The 19,181-nt window shown below is 70.8% G+C and carries 16 protein-coding genes and 2 tRNA genes; 12 read left to right on the top strand and 6 right to left on the bottom strand.

What is annotated here, in order from left to right:
* Positions 1-75: 75 nt before the first annotated feature.
* Positions 76-1,275 carry an ROK family protein gene (locus tag ACN6LD_RS19830; RefSeq protein ID WP_319195715.1) on the bottom strand — a complete coding sequence of 400 codons (1,200 nt, stop codon included), beginning with the start codon at positions 1,273-1,275 and terminating at the stop codon, positions 76-78.
* Between the two features lie 428 nt (positions 1,276-1,703).
* On the opposite strand from ACN6LD_RS19830, the gene ACN6LD_RS19825 reads away from it, so the two are divergent.
* A complete protein-coding gene (locus ACN6LD_RS19825; RefSeq protein ID WP_319195713.1) occupies positions 1,704-2,282 on the top strand; it encodes a biotin transporter BioY in 579 nt (192 codons plus the stop codon).
* 118 nt (positions 2,283-2,400) lie between these two features.
* On the opposite strand, the gene ACN6LD_RS19820 is transcribed toward ACN6LD_RS19825, so the two are convergent.
* Positions 2,401-3,123 carry an LPXTG cell wall anchor domain-containing protein gene (locus ACN6LD_RS19820; protein ID WP_319195711.1) on the bottom strand — a complete coding sequence of 241 codons (723 nt, stop codon included), beginning with the start codon at positions 3,121-3,123 and terminating at the stop codon, positions 2,401-2,403.
* A 338-nt stretch (positions 3,124-3,461) separates the two neighbouring features.
* Between ACN6LD_RS19820 and ACN6LD_RS19815 the strand changes: the two genes are divergently transcribed.
* Complete coding sequence (locus ACN6LD_RS19815; protein ID WP_445043893.1) at positions 3,462-5,183, top strand: protein kinase domain-containing protein; 1,722 nt, start codon at positions 3,462-3,464, stop codon at positions 5,181-5,183.
* Positions 5,184-5,377: 194 nt separating this feature from the next.
* Here ACN6LD_RS19815 and ACN6LD_RS19810 read toward each other — a convergent pair whose 3' ends face one another.
* On the bottom strand, positions 5,378-6,886 hold the full coding sequence (locus tag ACN6LD_RS19810; protein ID WP_319198189.1) for an amino acid permease: 1,509 nt from the start codon (positions 6,884-6,886) through the stop codon (positions 5,378-5,380).
* Between the two features lie 217 nt (positions 6,887-7,103).
* Here ACN6LD_RS19810 and ACN6LD_RS19805 point away from each other — a divergent pair, with 217 nt between their 5' ends.
* On the top strand, positions 7,104-7,589 hold the full coding sequence (locus tag ACN6LD_RS19805; protein WP_445043872.1) for a ribose-5-phosphate isomerase: 486 nt from the start codon (positions 7,104-7,106) through the stop codon (positions 7,587-7,589).
* A gap of 98 nt (positions 7,590-7,687) precedes the next feature.
* Positions 7,688-8,494: an Fpg/Nei family DNA glycosylase gene (locus ACN6LD_RS19800; protein ID WP_319195780.1), complete on the top strand. Its 807-nt coding sequence runs from the start codon at positions 7,688-7,690 to the stop codon at positions 8,492-8,494.
* 233 nt (positions 8,495-8,727) lie between these two features.
* Here the strand turns inward: ACN6LD_RS19800 and ACN6LD_RS19795 are convergent, their stop codons facing one another.
* Positions 8,728-9,996, bottom strand: a complete 1,269-nt coding sequence (locus ACN6LD_RS19795; RefSeq protein WP_445043871.1) for a GNAT family N-acetyltransferase — start codon at positions 9,994-9,996, stop codon at positions 8,728-8,730.
* Positions 9,997-10,159: 163 nt separating this feature from the next.
* Between ACN6LD_RS19795 and ACN6LD_RS19790 the strand changes: the two genes are divergently transcribed.
* Both ACN6LD_RS19790 and ACN6LD_RS19785 read left to right on the top strand, forming a co-directional pair.
* Complete coding sequence (locus ACN6LD_RS19790; RefSeq protein WP_319195783.1) at positions 10,160-11,344, top strand: PP2C family protein-serine/threonine phosphatase; 1,185 nt, start codon at positions 10,160-10,162, stop codon at positions 11,342-11,344.
* 48 nt (positions 11,345-11,392) lie between these two features.
* Positions 11,393-11,869, top strand: a complete 477-nt coding sequence (locus tag ACN6LD_RS19785; protein WP_445043870.1) for an HD domain-containing protein — start codon at positions 11,393-11,395, stop codon at positions 11,867-11,869.
* 87 nt (positions 11,870-11,956) lie between these two features.
* On the opposite strand, the gene ACN6LD_RS19780 is transcribed toward ACN6LD_RS19785, so the two are convergent.
* Complete coding sequence (locus ACN6LD_RS19780; protein ID WP_445043869.1) at positions 11,957-13,213, bottom strand: acyltransferase family protein; 1,257 nt, start codon at positions 13,211-13,213, stop codon at positions 11,957-11,959.
* Positions 13,214-13,624: 411 nt separating this feature from the next.
* Here ACN6LD_RS19780 and ACN6LD_RS19775 point away from each other — a divergent pair, with 411 nt between their 5' ends.
* On the top strand, positions 13,625-13,819 hold the full coding sequence (locus ACN6LD_RS19775; RefSeq protein WP_030779494.1) for a hypothetical protein: 195 nt from the start codon (positions 13,625-13,627) through the stop codon (positions 13,817-13,819).
* 98 nt (positions 13,820-13,917) lie between these two features.
* On the opposite strand, the gene ACN6LD_RS19770 is transcribed toward ACN6LD_RS19775, so the two are convergent.
* Positions 13,918-13,988 (bottom strand) — tRNA-Gly (locus tag ACN6LD_RS19770).
* Between the two features lie 166 nt (positions 13,989-14,154).
* Here ACN6LD_RS19770 and ACN6LD_RS19765 point away from each other — a divergent pair.
* The 5 genes from ACN6LD_RS19765 (at position 14,155) to clpX (ending at position 19,137) form a co-directional block, all read left to right on the top strand.
* Positions 14,155-14,231 (top strand) — tRNA-Pro (locus tag ACN6LD_RS19765).
* Positions 14,232-14,431: 200 nt separating this feature from the next.
* Complete coding sequence (tig, locus tag ACN6LD_RS19760) at positions 14,432-15,823, top strand: trigger factor (RefSeq protein ID WP_319195788.1); 1,392 nt, start codon at positions 14,432-14,434, stop codon at positions 15,821-15,823.
* A gap of 318 nt (positions 15,824-16,141) precedes the next feature.
* Positions 16,142-16,750 (top strand): ATP-dependent Clp protease proteolytic subunit, encoded by a 609-nt coding sequence (locus ACN6LD_RS19755; protein ID WP_057574659.1) that lies wholly within the window; start codon positions 16,142-16,144, stop codon positions 16,748-16,750.
* Positions 16,751-16,984: 234 nt separating this feature from the next.
* Entirely contained in the window at positions 16,985-17,665 is a 681-nt protein-coding gene (locus ACN6LD_RS19750) for an ATP-dependent Clp protease proteolytic subunit (RefSeq protein ID WP_057574660.1), read from the top strand.
* A 182-nt stretch (positions 17,666-17,847) separates the two neighbouring features.
* Positions 17,848-19,137, top strand: coding sequence for an ATP-dependent Clp protease ATP-binding subunit ClpX (gene clpX, locus ACN6LD_RS19745; RefSeq protein WP_057574661.1), 1,290 nt, complete (start codon positions 17,848-17,850; stop codon positions 19,135-19,137).
* Positions 19,138-19,181: the final 44 nt, after the last annotated feature.

The following is a 19,181-nucleotide window of genomic DNA, read 5'->3' as shown; positions in this document are numbered from 1 at the left end:
AACAGAGAGTGCGACAGCTCATGGAATGATTTTCCCGTCCCTCGGTGAAGGGTGTCAATATTCGGAGTTTCTGAATTAAGTCGCTTGTGACGGCAGGACGAAAGGGTCCCGGTAGAGCACGTCCAGGACCACCGCGCCGCCGGCCACGGCGAGCACGGAGTCCGGGAAGCTGCTGGGCGCGACGCACGCCGCCCGGTGTGCCCCCACCTCCTCGCGCAGCGCGGCGAGGCAGTCCGCCCGGTACAGCGCGCCCACCTCGGTGACCACTACCCGCTCCGGGTTGAGGACGTCGAGCAGCAGCGCCGCCGCCCGCCCCGTCATCCGCGACCGCTCGCGCAGCAGCCCGACGGCCGCCGGGTTCCCGGCCTGCGCCGCCGCGACCACATGCATCGGGTTCGTGCCGTCGGTGATCCCCGCGGCACGGGCCCGCCGGCACAACGTCCGTTCGCTCAGCTCCGCCTGGAGGCAGCCGGTCCGTCCGCAGTCGCACGGCTGAGCGCCGCCGGCCAGCGGCAGATGCGCGATGGCGCCCGCCTGCGAACGCGGCCCGTGGTGCACCTCGTCATGGGTGGCGAACGCGGCGTCGACCACGTTCCCCACGAACAGATGCAGCAGGCTGCGGCTGCCGCGGGCCCGCCCGAACAGCCGCTCCGCGTTGACCAGCGCCCGTGCGTGCCCGTCCACGTGGACCGGCAACCCGGTGTGCGCCTCGAGGAGTTCCCGCACCGGCACGTCGCGCCAGCCGAGCAGCGCGTGCTCGACGACGGTCCCGCAGTCCCGGTCGACCCAGCCGCCTGCGGCCACCCCGACGCCCAGCGGGCGACTGTCCGGGGCGTCGGCGAGGAGCGTCGCGAGCAGTTCGCCCGCCCGCCTCAGCACCTGGTGCGGGCCGACGCCCCGGTGCTTCGACTCCCGTCGCGCCAGCACCCGTCCACGCAGGTCGAGCAGCGCGACCGTGGTGTACGGCACCGCGACGTGCACGGCGCCGACGACGAACCGCGAGTCGTCCAGATCGACGGGGACGTGCGGCCGGCCGACCCCGTTCGACGTCCGGGGCGCGGCCGACTCCCGCAGCAGCCCGAGTGCGGTGAGCCGGGAGCAGTGGTCGGTGACGGCGGCCGGAGACAGTCCCGTCAGCCGGGCGATGGCGGAACGCGCCACCGGCCCGTGCTCCAGAACGGAGCGCAGGATCACGCTGGCGCTGGTGCGCCGCCGGTCGCTGTCGGCGACCCGGGACACGGGGGAGGCGGGAAGAAGGGCGGGGGAAGCGGGCATGGTGGCCGTCCTCGGGAACGGGGCTGACACGTCTCGGGAGCCGAGGCGCGCAGCGACCGCGCCTCAGACCGGCCGACGACAGGTGGCCGTGCCCTGGCGTCGCAGGTCGACATAGCGACGCGACGTGAGGTTTCTGGACTGGGCGAGGGCGAGCATGGCTGAAATCGTAGGGCAGAGACCGTGAATCCCACCAGACCACTAGGATTTCGTTGGCGGGAGTTCACAATCCCGTCGCAGGCGGAAAGGTGAGCGAAACATCCCCACCTCAGTGATCGGCGTCACCTCGAACCCGGTGTAAGCGGCATCCTTTGTGTGGAGCCCACCAAGCCGTGGTCGCCCGCTTTGTCGAGCGTTGACGGTGAGCGGCTCAACAGGGCTGGGATAGCGTCGCCGTGTCCCGATCCGCCCCCGATCACCGCGGAGTCCCCATGAGCACCGCCGCCGCCACCCCCGCACGCCCCGGACAGGTCCTCGCCGACCTGCTCCCGGCCTCCCGTGTCCGGGACATCGCGCTCGTACTCGGCGGCGCCGCGCTGACCGGACTCGCCGCCCAGATCGCGGTTCCGGTCCCCGGCAGTCCCGTTCCGGTGACCGGCCAGACCTTCGCCGCGCTGCTCGTCGGCACGACCCTCGGCGCCCGTCGCGGAGTCTCCTCGCTCGCCGTCTACGCGCTGGCCGGCCTGGCCGGCGTGCCGTGGTTCGCCGACGGCGCCTCCGGCATCGGCGTCTCCTTCGGCTACATCCTCGGCATGATCGTCGCGACGGCCGTCGTGGGCGCCCTCGCCCGCCGCGGCGCCGACCGCTCCGTGCTGCGCACGGCAGGCGCGATGCTGCTGGGCGAGGCCGTCGTCTACGCCGTCGGCGTCCCGTACCTGGCCTACGCGGCCGACCTCTCCGCCTCCCAGGCGATCGCGGCTGGCCTCACCCCCTTCCTGATCGGGGACGCGCTCAAGGCGGCCCTGGCGATGGGACTGCTGCCGACGGCGTGGAAGCTCGTCAAGCGGTAGACCCTGCAAGCGATTCCGGCCGGCGATTCCGGCCGGTGCGGTGCGGAAGAGGTCCGCCCGGGTCGTCCCACGACGGCCCCGGCGGACCTCTTCTGCTTTTTCTGCGACCCTTCGGCGTTCAGTCAGCCCTCGCCCCGGCCGGCCGCCGGGACCACCACAGTCCGGCCGCACCCGCCATGAGCAGCGACAACCCGGCCGCGCCGAGCGGCAGCAGGTCCCGTCCGACGCCGGTCTTCGGCAGTTCGTCGCCGCCCGGGCCCACGGGTGCGTTGTCGGTGCCGAGAAGCAGGGGGGTGGCGGGCGCGTTCGGCGACGGGTTCGTCGTGCCGAACGGCACCGGGCCCTGCTGCCAGTACGTCTTCTTGCCGTCGCCCGTCTGGACGGGAAGACAGATCTTTCCGGTCTTCTTGAGGTCGAAGGTCGCGTCGACGGCATAGGACTTCGACGCGCCGGCCGCGAGATGGCCGATGGGGCAGGAGAAACCGCTGTTGGATCCTTCCGGCAGGTCTTTCGCTGCGATCGCGTCACAGCCCTGAACGCTTTTGACCGTGAGGCCGTCGAAACCGACGACCAAAAGCCTTATCTGATCGCCGTCCTGGGTCCCCTCGTTCTTCACCGTGGCGGTGATGGACGTTTTCCCGGAACTGTTGTCGACCGAGATCCTCTCCGGCAGCGACGTCGTCGTCCGCACGCCCGCGGGCGCCACGTCGACGACTTTTCCCCCCTTGCCGCTCCCGGGCCCCGGGTCGTCCGCCCCGGCGGGGAAGGACAGGGTCAGCACGACCGAGACGGATGCCACGACCAGCGATCCGACGGCGGTCGTCGCACGACGAGAACTCATGTTCGCCCCCCTTGGCTGCGCCTGAATTCGCAGTACTTGAAGAGGTACCACAATATTTCTCCGCACTATGCTGGTACGGCGCTAAGTGTGACTATTGCGTTTCAGGGGCCGGGCCAGGGAGGGGGTGCAGCGGATTGCCGGGGAATTCGGGAAGCGCGGGGGATTCGGGAAGCGCGGGAGATTCGGGAGGCGCGGGGGGTCCGGGGAATGGGAGGAATTCAGGAGAGCCAGGGATTCCAGGGGGTGGGGAGAATGCCGGGAGTGCGGGGAGCGGTGGTTTCCCGGGGCTGCTGGTGGCCGGGCGTTATCGGCTGGCCGAGAGTATCGGCCAGGGGGGAATGGGGCGGGTGTGGCGGGCCGTCGACGAAGTGCTCGACCGGCAGGTCGCGGTGAAGGAGATGCGTATCGACGGCCTCGGCTCCGAGGACACCCGCACCCGCCGCGAACGCACCCTGCGCGAGGCCCGGGCCACCGCGCGCATCGACCACCCCAACGTGGTCCGCGTCTATGACGTCGTCGACGAGGGCGACCGGCTGTGGATCGTCATGGAGCTGGTCGTCGGGCGCTCGCTCGAGAGGATCACGGCCGAGGAGGGCCCGCTGAGCCCCCTCGCCGCCGCCCGCATCGGCCTGGGCCTGGTCACCGCCCTGAGTCAGGTGCACGGCAGGGGTGTCCTGCACCGGGACATCAAACCGGGCAACGTCCTGGTGGAGAGCGGGGCGGCCGGCGGGGGCGGACAGGCGCGGGAGCGGGGGGACCCCGGCGGCGGGCGGGTCGTCCTCACGGACTTCGGCATCGCCGCCGTCCAGGACGCGAAGGCGCTGACCATGGTCGGCATGCTGGTCGGCTCCCCCGACTACATGGCCCCCGAGCGCATCTCCGGCCGGCCGCAGGGTCCGCCGTCCGACGTGTGGTCCCTGGGCGCGACGCTCTGTGCGGCGCTGGCCGGCCACTCCCCCTTCGCCCGCGACACCACACTGGCAACGCTGCACGCGGTGCTCTACGAGGAGCCCGAACTCCCCGCCGGAGCAGGTCCGTTGCGAGCCGTCCTCGCCGCCCTGCTGGAGAAGGACCCGGCGGCCCGTCCCACTCTCCCCGCCCTGGAATCCCTCCTCGTCCCCATCGCCGTCCCCCGCCCCACGCCGACGATGGCGGCCGGCGCCCCGCCGCCGCGTTCCGGAGTCTCCCTAGCCCGTTCCCAGGCGGTCACGGAACACAGGTCCTTCCCGGACGGGAGCGTCTCCCCGGCGCCCGAGGAACCTCGCGCGGCACGCGCGCCGGAGCGGACACGGGAACGGCTTCGGCGGCGGACACGCGAACCCGCACCGGCACGGACACCGGCGCGGGGGCACGGGCAGGAGCACCGACAGGGGCCGCACGGACGGGCGGGCCGTCGGCGTGCCGGCCTGTTCGCCGCCCTCGGCGTCGCCGCCGTCGGTGCGGTCGTCGCGGTCGTGCTGGCGACGATCCCCGGTGCACGGGACGGCGCGGTCCGGGCCGGCGGCAAGTCGTCCGGCCCACCAGCCGTCACCACCACCGTCACCGCCACCGCGCGCGCCACCGGCTCCGCGGCCCACTCGCCGTCCGGCTCGGGAACGGCGTCCCCCACGGTGCAGGGGACGTTCCGGCCGCCGAGCCTGCCGCCGGGCACGCACGCGGAGGCGGGAGGCTACGCATGGGCGACGCCCAAGGGCTGGCGGCGGGACGTGAAGACGGGCTCGGAGGTGCACTACACGTCGCCCGACGGCGCCCAGGAACTCGTCGCGAAGTCCTCGCTGGCCCACGGCGACCTGATGGACGCCTGGCGCACCTCCGAGGAGAACGCCCGCCAGGGCCGGGACTACCGCAAGATCCGTCTGGAGGAGACGACGTTCCGCGGCCGGCCGGCGGTGGTCTGGGAGTACGCCTTCACCCTCCGGGGAGACCCCTGGCACGCCCGGCTGCTGGGCTTCGACGAGAGCGGGAAGTCCTACCAGATCAACACCTGGTACCGGCCCGGGGCGGAGGCGGAGGCCCTGCAGACGTACGAGACCGTCAAGGACAGCTTCACGCTGATGTGAGAGGGCAGCGGAGCGGGCGGAAGGGGACAGGGCAGAGCGGAGCGGGCAGGACGGATCAGTGCGGCGAGGGCGGGTCGGAGCGGGCGGGTCGGAGCGGGCGGGACGGAGCGGACGGGTCGGCGCTGAACGCAGCCCGAACGCGACGAACAGGGGGCCGCCGGAGCGAACCCCCTGTCATGGCCGCTCGGGGCCCGCTAGACCTTGTCGGCCCGCGAGCCGGCGGAGGCGGAGGAGCCGGCCGCGGAGTCGGCGTGGCCGGCGGGGGAGCGGCCGGTCCGCGCCCCCGCGCCCCGCTCCTTCACCACGGCGATGGCGACCACGACCGCGGCGACGAGCAGCGACAGCAGCACCGTCGTCCGCCCGCTGCTCTCGCCCTCGGTGTCGGTCAGCATGTAGCCGAGCACGAAGACGATGAGTGCGGCGGTCGCCCAGGTCAGATACGGGTAGAGCCACATCTTCACGACCAGCTTCTCGGGCGCCTCGGCCTGGATGATCTTCCGCATCCGCAGCTGCGAGAAGCAGATCACCAGCCAGACGAACAGCGCCACGGCGCCGCTGGAGTTCACCAGGAAGAGGAAGACGGAGTCCGGGAACCGGTAGTTGAAGAAGACGGCGACGAAGCCGAAGACCACGGAGGAGACGATCGCGGCCAGGGGGACGCCACGGCGCGTCGTCCGGGCGAAGGCCTTCGGCGCGTCGCCCCGCTCACCGAGCGAGTAGGCCATGCGGGAAGCCGTGTAGAGCCCGGAGTTGAGGCAGGACAGCACGGACGTCAGGACGATGAAGTTCATGATCTGGCCGGCGTGCGCGATGCCGAGCGAGTCGAGGGCGGCGACGTAGGAGCCCTGCTCCTTGATGGACGGGTCGTCCCAGGGCAGGAGCGTGACGACGACGAAGATCGAGCCGAGGTAGAAGACGCCGATCCGCCAGATGATGCTGTTCGTGGACTTGGTGACGGCCCGCTGCGGGTTCTCCGACTCGCCCGCCGCGAGGGTCGCGATCTCGCTGCCCATGAAGGAGAAGACGACGAGCAGGACGCCGGTGAGGATCGCGCCGGGTCCGTTGGGCAGGAAGCCGCCGTGCCCGGTGAGGTTGCCCAGGCCGGCCTTGTCGCTGTCGGCGCCGGGGAGCACGCCGAACACGGCGAGCCCGCCCACCACGATGAACGCGCCGATGGCGACGACCTTGATGCCGGCGAACCAGAACTCGAACTCGCCGTAGGAGCCGACGGAGACGAGGTTGGTGGCGGTCAGCACGACCATCACGATGAGCGCCCACCCCCACTGGGGAACGGCGGGCATCCACCCCTCGAGGATCTTGGCCCCGGCGGTCGCCTCCACGGCCAGCACGACGACCCAGAAGAACCAGTACAGCCAGCCGATGGAGAACCCCGCCCAGCGTCCGAGCGCGCGGTCGGCGTGCGCGGAGAAGGAACCGGAGGTCGGATTGGCCGCGGACATCTCGCCCAGCATGCGCATCACCAGCACCACGAGCGTGCCGACGAGCGCGTAGGAGAGCAGGATGCCCGGCCCGGCGGTGGCGATGCCGGAGCTGGAACCGACGAACAGCCCGGCGCCGATGACGCCGCCGATGGCGATCATCGACAGATGCCGGTTCTTGAGACCTGCCTGAAGTCCGGCACCGGGTTCTCCGGTGCCTCCGGGGCCGGGTCCGGCCTTGGCGAGGGTCGGCTGCGAAGTCATGGGGATGTCTTTCCTTTGCGCCGCGTGAGGGGAATCAGGGGGATCGTGTGGTGGGGGGCTTACGAGCCGGTCCAGTGAATCCGAGGCAAATGAATTCAGGAACCTTTGATTCCAGATTGTTACTTGAGGTTTTCCTGAGCTTCCACGGCATTGATGTGCGTTTCCAGACGCGGCACCCGGGGCTGCTACCCCGCGGCCCCCATGTCACACTCGTCCCATGCGCGTGTATCTCGGCTCGGACCATGCCGGCTTCGAACTCAAGAACCACCTCGTCGAATGGCTCAAGGCGGCGGGTCACGACCCGGTCGACTGCGGGCCCCACATCTACGACGCCCAGGACGACTACCCGCCCTTCTGCCTCCGCGCGGCGGAGAAGACGGCCGCGGACCCCGACTCCCTCGGCATCGTGATCGGCGGCTCCGGCAACGGCGAGCAGATCGCCGCCAACAAGGTGAAGGGCGTCCGTGCGGCGCTGGCCTGGAGCGAGGAGACCGCGTCCCTCGGCCGCCAGCACAACGACGCCAACGTCGTCGCCGTCGGCGCGCGCATGCACACCCAGGACGAGGTGACGAAGTTCGTCGAGACCTTCCTGGCCACCCCGTTCTCCGAGGACGAGCGTCACATCCGCCGCATCGACATGCTGGCGGACTACGAGACCACGGGCGACCTGCCCCCCGTCCCGCCCCACCACCCCCAGCAGTAACCCTCCGGCCGCAGGCGGAAGGCGCCGCCCACCCGACCGGACCCGGCGGGTGGGCGAGACCGATCCCGGGGAGCCCGGGGCGGGGAAGGAACACACCGGTGCCGGAAGGCCACACGATCCACCGACTGGCGCAGGACTACGCCCGCTTCACCGGTCGGCCCCTGCAAGTGAGCAGTCCCCAGGGCAAGTTCGCCGCGTCGGCGGCCCTCCTCGCCGACGCCGCCCTGACCCGCACCGAGGCCCACGGGAAGCACCTCTTCCTCGGCTTCACCGCCGACCGGTGGGTCCACATACACCTGGGCCTGTTCGGCAAGGTCACCTTCGGTCCGGCCCCCGCGCCGCCGCCCACGGACACCGTCCGGCTCCGCCTCGCCGCCCCGGCCTCCTACGTCGACCTGCGGGGCCCCACGACCTGCGCCCTCATCGGGGACGAGGAGAAGCAGGCCGTGCACGCCCGGCTCGGCCCCGACCCGCTGCGCGCCGACGCCGACCCGCAGGCCGCGTACGCCCGCGTCTCCCGCAGCCGTACGACGATCGCCGCGCTCCTCATGGACCAGAAGGTCATCGCCGGCGTGGGCAACGTCTACCGCGCCGAGGTTCTCTTCCGGCACCGCGTCGACCCCTACCGCGCCGGCCGGACGATCACCCCCGCCGAATGGGACGCGATCTGGTCCGACCTGGTCGCCCTCATGCGGCAGGGCGTCCGCGACAACCGCATCGACACCGTCCGCCCGGAGCACACCCCGGAGGCGATGGGCCGCCCGCCGCGCGTCGACGACCACGGCGGCGAGGTGTACGTGTACCGCCGTGCGCACCAGCCGTGCCACCTGTGCGGTGACGCCGTCCGCACCGCCGACCTCGCCGCCCGCAACCTCTTCTGGTGCCCGACCTGCCAGAAGGGCTGACCGTCCCCCAGGCGGCGCCGGACACCTGAACCCGCCGGGACCCGAGGGCTGCCCGCCCCTCGGCGCCGTCGCAGTGCGGGAAGCAGCGGTGCGGGAAGCCGCAGCACGGTCAGCCGCGCGGTACGGGAAGCCGCAGCACGGTCAGCCGCGCGGTACGGGAAGCCGCGGTACGGGAAGCCGCGCGGTACGGAAGCCGCGGTACGGGAAGCCGCGGTGCTGGGCGGCCGTCAGGGCTAGAACCCGTGCGGCAGCCACGGCGCCGTGACCGTTCCGAACCCCAGTGCCGCCTCCGCCAGCGCCCCTCGCCTGATCTCCCGCACCCGTCCGGCCGCGCCCAGCGCCGCCAGACTCACCCCGCCGAGGTAGGAAGCCCCCAACTCCCTTACGGACAGCGCGAGGTCCGCCTCATCGGTCGTCCGCGAGCACACCGCGCCCTTGACGTCCCCGGAGAGGCGCCAACGCCCCGAGTTCCAGGGGCAGAACGCGTCCTCGACGTCCAGCACCACATCCACCGGCGCCTGGTACGTCCGTGCCTCCAGCGCCGCGCCCACCTCCACGAGCCGCACGTACAACGCGTCGCGCACCCGCAGTTCGCACCGCCGCACGTCGGACACGAGATGCCGCCACCCCTCGTCCACCGGCCGCCCCCGCACCTCCAGCGAGGCGGTGAGGTCGATCCCGAACAGGAACCGCCACAACGCGGCCTGCGACGGCGCGTCGACCGCGGTCAGATCCTGGAGCAGCACCCGCCCGTTCTGCCCGCTGTGCCGCCACTCGGGGCGCACCCGGAACCGGGCGTAACCGGTGACCTCGCCGTCCCGTTCGGCGAGCACGCACTGCAGCGGCGACGCCCCGCCCCGCTCGCTCTCCGGATCGAGGAGGCCCAGCCGTTCCCAGCCGGGCCGCCGCGCCAGCATCCCGGCCCGGCCGGGCACCGTCCGCGCGTACACCGCCTCGCACACCATGAGTTCCGCAGCGGGGTCGGCGTACCGCAGCCGGACCTCGTCCGCGCCGTCCGGGACGGCCAGCCGCACCCGGCTGGTGTCGATCTCCGCATGCAGCCCGAAGGTCGCCGCGGCATACCCGAACCGTCCGTAGATGTCCGGTTCGGAGGCGGTGAGCACGGCGAGCGGTCGCCCCTCCGCGCGCGTGTCGTCCAGCAGCCGCCGCATCATCGACGTCAGGATCCCGCGCCGCCGGTGCGTCGCGCTCACCCCGACCATCGTCACGCCCGCCACCGGCGTCGACGCCCCGCCGGGCACCGTCAGCCGGAAGTCGTACGCTCCCGCCGTCGCCACGCACACGGCGCCGTCCCACACGCCGAGGCAGCGGTCGTACGGGGTGAGCGCCCGGTAAAGCTCCCGCTCCTCGAGCGACTCGGGGACCCCGCCGAAGGCGCGCACCAGAGCGTCGTACCACGTGTCCCATTCGTCCTGCCGCAGCACCCGCATGTCGGTCGTCGCCGCCCGTGCCGCCGCGCCGTGATCCGCCTCACTCGTCATGGGCTCATGCGTAGCATTCCGGTGGGGGTCGGGCCAGGCAATTTCGCCCTCTTCGCGGCGGGAGCGCTTTCCGTGACGTTCACTGTGAAGGCGAACCTCGGACGGGGGACAAGTGGGACCTCCCGTGCCAAGCGGCGGGTTGGATGGATAGGGTCCCGAACTAATGGCAGCAGGACGACAGCGGCGCGCGGAAGCCGAGACGTTGACGGCCCGGTTGAAGCACTTGATGCACCGGGTCCGCACCGGCGTGCGCAGAAGCGCCGTCGACTACTTCCGCGGTGACGGCTCGGACTGGATCGCGCTCGCCTTCCTGCTGCTCACCGTCCCGCTGATCGCCGCCACCACGCTCGCCAACTCGGTGTGGTGCTCCCCGGCCGCGCTCGTCCTGCCGATCGTCACCGGCGGCCTGCTGCTGCGCCCGTCGAGTCTGCTCGGGCTGTACGCGGCGGCCGCGACGGCCCTCATCGTGGAGTCGGTGCGGCTGGGCCCGTACACGGAGGGCCCCTCCCGGGTCACGCCCGGCGTGGTGCTCGTGGTCGCCGCATGCGGTTTCTTCGGGCTGCTCATCGCCCAGTTCCGCAGCCGGGTCGGCGTGCCCTGGCGGCGCGGCGGAACCATGCTGTTCGACCTGCGGGAACGCATTCGCGTGCAGAGCAAGCTGCCGGGCCTGCCGCAGGGCTGGCACCACGAGATGGCGCTGCGGCCCGCGGGCGGCCAGTCGTTCTCCGGGGACTTCGTCGTCGCGGCGCGCACCAACGGCGGCCGCACGCTGGAGGTCGTCCTCACCGACGTCTCCGGCAAGGGCATGGACGCCGGTTCGCGCGCGCTGCTGCTGTCGGGGGCCTTCGGCGGCCTGCTCGGCTCCCTGCCCCCGCACGCCTTCCTCCCGGCCGCCAACGGCTATCTGCTGCGCCAGGACTGGGACGAGGGCTTCGCGACCTCCATCCACCTCGTCCTCGACCTCGACTCCGGCGACTACGAGCTCTACTCGGCCGGTCACCCGCCGGGCCTCCAGCTCAGCGCGGGCAGCGGCCGCTGGGAGGAGAAGGCCGCCGAGGGGCCCCTCCTCGGGGTGTACGACGGCGCGCAGTTCGACCCGGTGAAGGGCTCGCTGCGCCCCGGCGACGTGCTGATGCTCTTCACCGACGGCCTGGTGGAGACCTCCGACCGGGACATCGTCGAGGGCATCGACCGTCTCACCGGCGCGGCCGACCGCTATGTCGCCGGCGGTTTCCAGGGCGCCGCCTGGCACCTGATCGAGGCCGTCGCGAAGGACGTCAACGACGACCGCGCCCTGCTGCTGATCTGCCACGAGGGCCCGACGACCCAGTCCGCGGCGCTGTCCTGAACCCGCGAGCTCCCCTGAAACGGTGAGCTCTCCCGAGAGGGGAACGCCGTGCTGACCGAGTCCGAGGTCGAGGCCGTCGCCCGCGCCGCCCACGAGGGGCAGACCGACAAGGCGGGCCGCCCCTACGCCGAACACCTCCAGGCGGTCGCGGAGGGGGTACGCGCGCGTGGCGGCGACGCCGAGCAGATCGCGGCCGCCTGGCTGCACGACGCCGTCGAGGACGACGCCCTGACCGAGGCCTGGCTGGCGGCGGCCGCGCTGAGCGACCGCACGAAGGCCGTCGTCCTCGCCCTGACCAAAAGGGCGGGGGAGACGCCCGAGGCGTACGCGGCGCGCGTCCTGGCCACGCCGGGCGCCCTGCTGGTGAAGGAGGCGGACCTGGCCCACAACGCGGACCCCGCCCGGCTGGCGGCCCTGGACGCCCCCACCCGCGCACGGCTGACGGAGAAGTACGCGCGCATGCGCGCACTCCTCGGCCTCGCCACGCCTGCCCAAAGACCTCCCCGGAACATCACCCCGGGATGAGCCCCCGGGATGAGCCCCGGCGGACGGCGACCCGGCGGCTCGGGACGGTCGTGCCGTACCCGGCGGCCGGGACGGACCTGCGGCTGTTCAGCCCCCGACGCCGCCCGCGACCTTCTGGTCCTCCTCGCGCACCCGGCCCGCCTCGGGCCGCTCGCCCTCCACGCCCTTCCCGCGCTCGCCCTTCTCGCGCTCGCGGGCGAGCTGGGCGGCGTCCCGCTTGAACGCCCACTCCATCTTCGGCTCCATCACGAACCGGAAGACCCGTCGTACCGGCGGGGTGCACAACAGGGTGACGGCAACGGCCACGGCGACACTGACGGCGATCTCCCCGAGCGGCCGGTGCAGCGCGGGGTGCTCGAACCAGCCGCGGTAGTCGGCGGTCTTGATGAGGAAGCCGTGCAGCAGGTAGCCGTACAGCGTGCCCGCGCCGAGGACCGTGAACCACATCGTGCGGCCCGGGACCCAGGAGAGGAAACACGCCGTCAGCAGCAGCGAGCAGCCGAACAGGGCGAGCTGCATGAGGGGCCCGGCCCACCAGGGGGCGCCCAGCTCCTGGGCGGAGTCGCGGTGGTAGAGCCAGGACACGTTCATCCTCGGCACCGCCCAGTAGGCGAAGGCCAGCGCGAACGCGAACACCGGCACGGCCGCGATGCGCACCCGGCGCCGGCGCACCAGACGGAAGTGCTCGGGCTTGAGGCACAGGCCCAGCACGAAGAACGGCAGGAACTGCAGGACGCGCTGGAGATCCAGGTCGTCGCCGATGGCGGGGGTGACGGTCGCCAGCATCGCGAGGCCCAGCGCCAGCGGCAGCGGATGCCGGACCAGCTTCCACACGGGTGTGGTGAGCCGCCAGACGAACAGCGCCACCAGGAACCAGGTGAGGTACCAGGGGTCGAGAAGGCTGATCTCCTGGGCCGGGTTGTGGTCGACGTAGCGCCGGAAGACCGGATATGCGGTCTCGAAGACGACGTACGGCACGGCGACGCCCGTGATCAGGCGCTTGAGCCGGTCGGGGCTGCCGTCGAAGCTCCGGGAGAAGAAGCCGGAGATGACGATGAACGCCGGCATGTGGAACGTGTACACGAACATGTACGCCGCCTGCAGCACGCGGCTGTCGCCCTTGAGCGGCTCCCAGGCGTGCCCCACGGCCACCAGCACGATCGCCAGGTACTTGGCGTTGTCGAAGAACGCGTCGCGCCGCGCGGGAGGCCTCGGGGCCGGCCGCGCGGCGGATCTGTCCCGGGACCGGTCGTGCGGACCGCGCCGACCCTCCTGGTCGTGCTGGTCGTTCTGGTTCGGGGACGAGCGCGTGCTCGGAACGAGAGACGAGGCGGCGTGGAACATTTGAGGCACCCTAGCGTCGTGCGCGGCTATTCGTAAAACGCCCCTGGTCATTCCTCGATATTGCTCTTCGGCGGAACGGCCGGCGGAGCGGGACAGAGCACAGGGTCGTCCGTGATGTCACACTTCATCCCGACTAAAAGGTGCATAACGCCGGTTGTGGGCCGGTAGTTGACGCAAGGTGTCGCAGTTGCGGCCGCAATTCGAAATAACTGCGCAGGCATTGTGTGGACACGGAAACGGAGTTCCCCAATTCCCGCTGCCGACACATGCGTCGGCATGTGATCCGAATGACCCGCGGCGCTACGGCGGCCGACCCGCCGCGCGATGATGCGTCACGGACCGCATAGGTGGGCCGGGTTGGTGGCACGATGGTCTCGGGAGTGCGGACCGACCGAGGGTGTGTGATCAGTTGTGGCCATCTCACTGTCAGTGGTGCTGCTGTTGGCGATCATCCTGGTGGTTCTGATCAGGGGCGGGTCGATCAAGGCGGGCCCGGCGATCGTCGCCATCCTGTTCGGCTTCTTCCTCGCCTCGACCGGCATGGCCCCGTCGATCAACCGCTTCCTCGACTCCCTCGCCGACACGATCAACTCGATCAGTTTCTGAGCCCGGCGACCGGGCGCGAGGGGCGGGAGCGGCCCCCGGGAACGACGAAGGCCCGGGGAGAGGGAAACCGACCTCTCACCCGGGCCTTCGTCGTACAGAGCGGGCGACGGGAATCGAACCCGCGTAGCTAGTTTGGAAGACTAGTGCTCTACCATTGAGCTACGCCCGCACACGACGCGCCGCAGGTCAGCCGACCGCGGCACTGCAGGCATCGTAGCGGGTCCGCGCCCCCTGTCGCACACCGCCTTTCCACGCCGCGTCGCGGGCCGCCCCGACGCCCGGTAAATGCGGCGGTCGGACGGCCTGCGGGCATGTACCCTACGTGTCGCACCAGACGGGGTGTGGCGCAGCTTGGTAGCGCGTCCGCTTTGGGAGCGGAAGGCCGTGGGTTCAAATCCCGCCACCCCGACCAGTACCGCGGTTCTCGTCCGCCCTCGCAGGCCGTATTCGCGGCCACCTCGCTTGATCGCCTTTGGGGCGTGTCCCTGCTGCCGTTACTATGCAAGCTGCACGCCCGTGTGTCTCTTCCTGAAGTCCTCCGGGCGGCGAATTTGCGGGAGCCGGTCTGGCTCCGGCGGAAACCAAGATGTCAGCCCCCAAGGAGACCGAACCGTGAAGAGCGCCGTGGAGACCCTGAACCCGACTCGGGTTCGGCTCAGCATCGAGGTGCCCTTCGAGGAGCTCAAGGACAGCCTCGACGCGGCGTACAAGAAGATCAACCAGCAGGTCACGGTGAAGGGCTTCCGCAAGGGCAAGATTCCCGCCCGGGTCATCGACCAGCGCTTCGGCCGTGGCGCCGTGCTGGAGGAGGCCGTCAACGACGCGCTTCCGAAGTTCTACACCGAGGCGGTCAACGAGGCCGAGATCGACGTCCTCGGTCAGCCCGAGGTCGACATCACGGAGCTGAAGGACGGCGAGACGCTGAACTTCACCGCCGAGGTCGACGTCCGTCCCGCCCTCGAGCTCCCCGAGGACTTCTCCTCCATCGAGGTCGAGGTCGACGCCGTCGAGGTGACGGACGAGGACATCGACAAGTCGGTCGAGCAGCTCCGCGAGCGCTTCGCCTCGACCTCCCCGGTCGAGCGTGCCGCCGAGGACGGCGACGTCGTGACCGTCGACCTCGAGGCCAAGGTCGACGGCGAGGTCCTCGAGGACGGCGTCGCCAGCGGCGTCTCGTACACCATCGGCTCCGGCGAGCTGCTGGAAGGCATCGACGAGGCCGTCAAGGGCCTGGAGGCCGGTGGCGAGACCACCTTCACCTCCGAGCTGAAGGGCGGCTCGGCGGCCGGCAAGGAGGCCGAGGTCACCGTCAAGGTCACCCAGGTCGCCGCCCGCGAGCTCCCCGAGCTGGACGACGAGTTCGCGCAGCTCGCCTCCGAGTTCGACACCCTCGACGAGCTCAAGGCGGACAGCCGCAAGCGCCTCGAGAACATGAAGCAGTACGACCAGGCCACGCAGGCCCAGGAGCGCGTCCTCGAGAAGCTGCTGGAGCTCGTCGAGGTGCCCGTCCCCGAGAAGCTGCTCGAGGACGAGGTCAACACCCGCAAGCACAACCTGGAGCACCACCAGCTCGGCCAGATGGGCCTCGACCTCGACAAGTACCTGGAGATCCAGGGCAAGACCGCCGAGGAGTTCGAGACCGAGACCCGTGAGGCCGCGGTCAAGGGCATCAAGACCCAGTTCGTGCTCGACGAGCTCGTCAAGCGCGAGAAGCTGAACGTCAACCAGGAGGAGCTCACCGAGCACCTCATGCGCCGTGCCGCCTCCTCCGGCATGTCGCCCGACCAGTTCGCGCAGGCGGTCGTCGAGGGCGGCCAGGTTCCGCTCCTCGTCGGCGAGGTCGCCCGCGGCAAGGCGCTGGCCACGGTCGTCGAGTCCGCCACGGTGAAGGACACCAACGGCGAGGTCATCGACCTGGACGACGAGGACGAGGCCGAGGACGCCCCGGAGACCGCGGAGGCCGTCGAGGCCGCTGCCGAGACCGAGGAGAAGCCCGAGGCCTGAGCCTCGAGCCGTTCCTGAAGCAGGCACGACGGGCCCCGGGACTTCTGTCCCGGGGCCCGTCGTCCTCCCCGGGGGGCGAGGGAAGCGCGCGAGCGCCCGACGCCCGCGCGCGGCCGGAACACGACCGGTGCCCGCCTCGTGGCCGAAGCCGTCGGGCTACGCCCCCGGCGAACACCCAGCTCTCCGGGATTCCCCGAAGGGACCCGCGCGTTAGGGTCCATGAATACGAGGGCAGGGGAGTCCCCGTTGCCCCCGGCAGTACACGTGAGACGGCCCGGCGCCGTCGTAAGACGAGCAGGTGGATACGTGACGAATCTGATGCCCTCCGCCGCCGGCGAGCCTTCCATCGGTGGTGGCCTCGGCGACCAGGTCTACAACCGGCTGCTCGGCGAGCGGATCATCTTCCTCGGCCAGCCGGTCGACGACGACATCGCCAACAAGATCACCGCACAGCTTCTGCTCCTTGCCGCCGACCCGGACAAGGACATCTACCTCTACATCAACAGCCCCGGCGGCTCCATCACGGCCGGTATGGCGATCTACGACACCATGCAGTTCATCAAGAACGACGTGGTGACCATCGCCATGGGCCTGGCCGCCTCGATGGGCCAGTTCCTGCTCAGTGCGGGCACCCCCGGCAAGCGCTTCGCGCTGCCGAACGCCGAGATCCTGATCCACCAGCCCTCCGCGGGCCTGGCCGGGTCGGCCTCGGACATCAAGATCCACGCCGAGCGGCTGCTGCACACCAAGAAGCGCATGGCCGAGCTGACCTCGCAGCACACCGGCCAGACGGTCGAGCAGGTCACCCGCGACTCGGACCGCGACCGCTGGTTCGACGCCTTCGAGGCCAAGGAGTACGGCCTCATCGACGACGTCATCCCCACGGCCGCCGGCATGCCGGGCGGCGGCGGTACCGGGGCGGCCTGAGGGTCGCCGCTGACGGCGGCAGGGCCGTCCAGGGCGCTCCCCGGAGCCCCCTGAGTCCCTGACCCCTCCGAGGCTCCAGGAGCCCGCTGAGGCCTCCCGGAGGCCCGGGAAGCCCTTCGGGGCCCCCGGGCCACCCGGAGCCTCCCAGCGGGGGCCCGGGGCCCCTCGGAAGCCGTCGGCGCCCCTCTCCAGCCCCTTCAGTCCACCGCCCCAGCCCTCTCTCCAGGAGACACCGTGAACGACTTCCCCGGCAGCGGCATCTACGCCCGCACCGAGGCCGAATACACCGGCCCCCGCGCCGAGTCCCGCTACGTCATCCCGCGCTTCGTCGAGCGCACCTCCCAGGGCATCCGCGAGTACGACCCTTACGCGAAGCTCTTCGAGGAGCGCGTGATCTTCCTCGGCGTGCAGATCGACGACGCGTCCGCCAACGACGTCATGGCGCAGCTGCTGTGCCTGGAGTCGATGGACCCGGACCGGGACATCTCCGTCTACATCAACAGCCCCGGCGGCTCCTTCACGGCGCTGACCGCGATCTACGACACCATGCAGTTCGTGAAGCCCGACATCCAGACGGTCTGCATGGGCCAGGCGGCCTCCGCCGCCGCGATCCTGCTGGCCGCCGGCACGCCGGGCAAGCGCATGGCGCTGCCGAACGCGCGCGTGCTGATCCACCAGCCGTACAGCGAGACCGGCCGCGGCCAGGTCTCGGACCTGGAGATCGCGGCCAACGAGATCCTCCGGATGCGCGGTCAGCTGGAGGACATGCTGGCCAAGCACTCGACCACGCCGATCGAGAAGATCCGCGAGGACATCGAGCGCGACAAGATCCTCACGGCCGAGGACGCGCTGTCGTACGGCCTGATCGACCAGATCATCTCCACCCGGAAGATGAACAACGACAACCTGCGTTGACGCACGAGGTCGTCCGGTTCGGACCCCCCTCGGTACGGTGTGACACGGTCCACGTCGCAGTGAACCGTGCCAAGGGGGGCCCGAACGGGGGGCCAGGCAAGGTACCGTCGGAATAAGGCAGCACCAGGAGCCGCTGGATTCGTAAGCGTCCAGTCGTCTCCCAGGCGAAGGGGAAGCACACCGTGGCACGCATCGGTGACGGCGGCGATCTGCTCAAGTGCTCGTTCTGCGGCAAGAGCCAGAAGCAGGTCAAGAAGCTCATCGCAGGGCCCGGTGTGTACATCTGCGACGAGTGCATCGACCTCTGCAACGAGATCATCGAGGAGGAGCTCGCCGAGACGAGCGAGGTCCGCTGGGAGGAACTCCCCAAGCCTCGCGAGATCTACGAGTTCCTCGAGGGCTATGTGGTGGGCCAGGAGCCCGCGAAGAAGGCCCTGTCGGTCGCGGTGTACAACCACTACAAGCGCGTCCAGGCCGGCGAGAACGGCGGCGGCCAAGGCCGTGAGGACGCCATCGAGTTGGCGAAGTCCAACATCCTCCTGCTCGGCCCCACCGGCTCGGGCAAGACGCTCCTCGCGCAGACCCTCGCCCGCATGCTGAACGTCCCGTTCGCCATCGCCGACGCGACGGCGCTGACCGAGGCGGGATACGTCGGCGAGGACGTCGAGAACATCCTGCTCAAGCTGATCCAGGCGGCCGACTACGACGTCAAGAAGGCCGAGACCGGGATCATCTACATCGACGAGATCGACAAGGTCGCGCGCAAGAGTGAAAACCCCTCCATCACGCGCGACGTGTCGGGCGAGGGCGTGCAGCAGGCCCTGCTGAAGATCCTGGAGGGCACCACCGCCTCGGTGCCGCCGCAGGGCGGCCGCAAGCACCCGCACCAGGAGTTCATCCAGATCGACACCACCAACGTGCTGTTCATCGTGGGCGGCGCGTTCTCGGGGCTGGAGAAGATCATCGAGACCCGGGCCGGCGCCAAGGGCATCGGCTTCGGCGCGACGATCCGCTCCAAGCGCGAGCTGGAGTCCAAGGACCAGTTCGAGGCCGTCATGCCCGAGGACCTGGTCAAGTTCGGCATGATCCCCGAGTTCATCGGCCGTCTGCCCGTGATCACCTCGGTCCACAACCTGGACCGTGAGGCGCTCCTGCAGATCCTGATCGAGCCGCGCAACGCCCTGGTGAAGCAGTACCAGCGGCTCTTCGAACTCGACGGCGTGGAGCTGGACTTCGAGCGTGAGGCGCTGGAGGCCATCGCCGATCAGGCCATCCTGCGCCAGACCGGCGCCCGCGGCCTGCGCGCCATCATGGAGGAAGTCCTCCAGGCGGTCATGTACGAGGTGCCCTCCCGCAAGGACGTGGCCCGTGTGGTCATCACGGCGGACGTGGTCCTCTCCAACGTCAACCCGACCCTGATCCCGCGGGACGCCCGCGGCGGTCGTGGCCCGGGCGAGCAGAAGACCGCCTGATCCGCACCTGTACGACGGAGGGGCCCCGGTCGATCGACCGGGGC

This window comes from Streptomyces sp. SAS_272 (assembly GCF_052543235.1).
The sequence above is the reverse complement of the archived record's forward strand: the minus strand, read 5'-3'. Positions and strand labels throughout refer to the sequence as shown.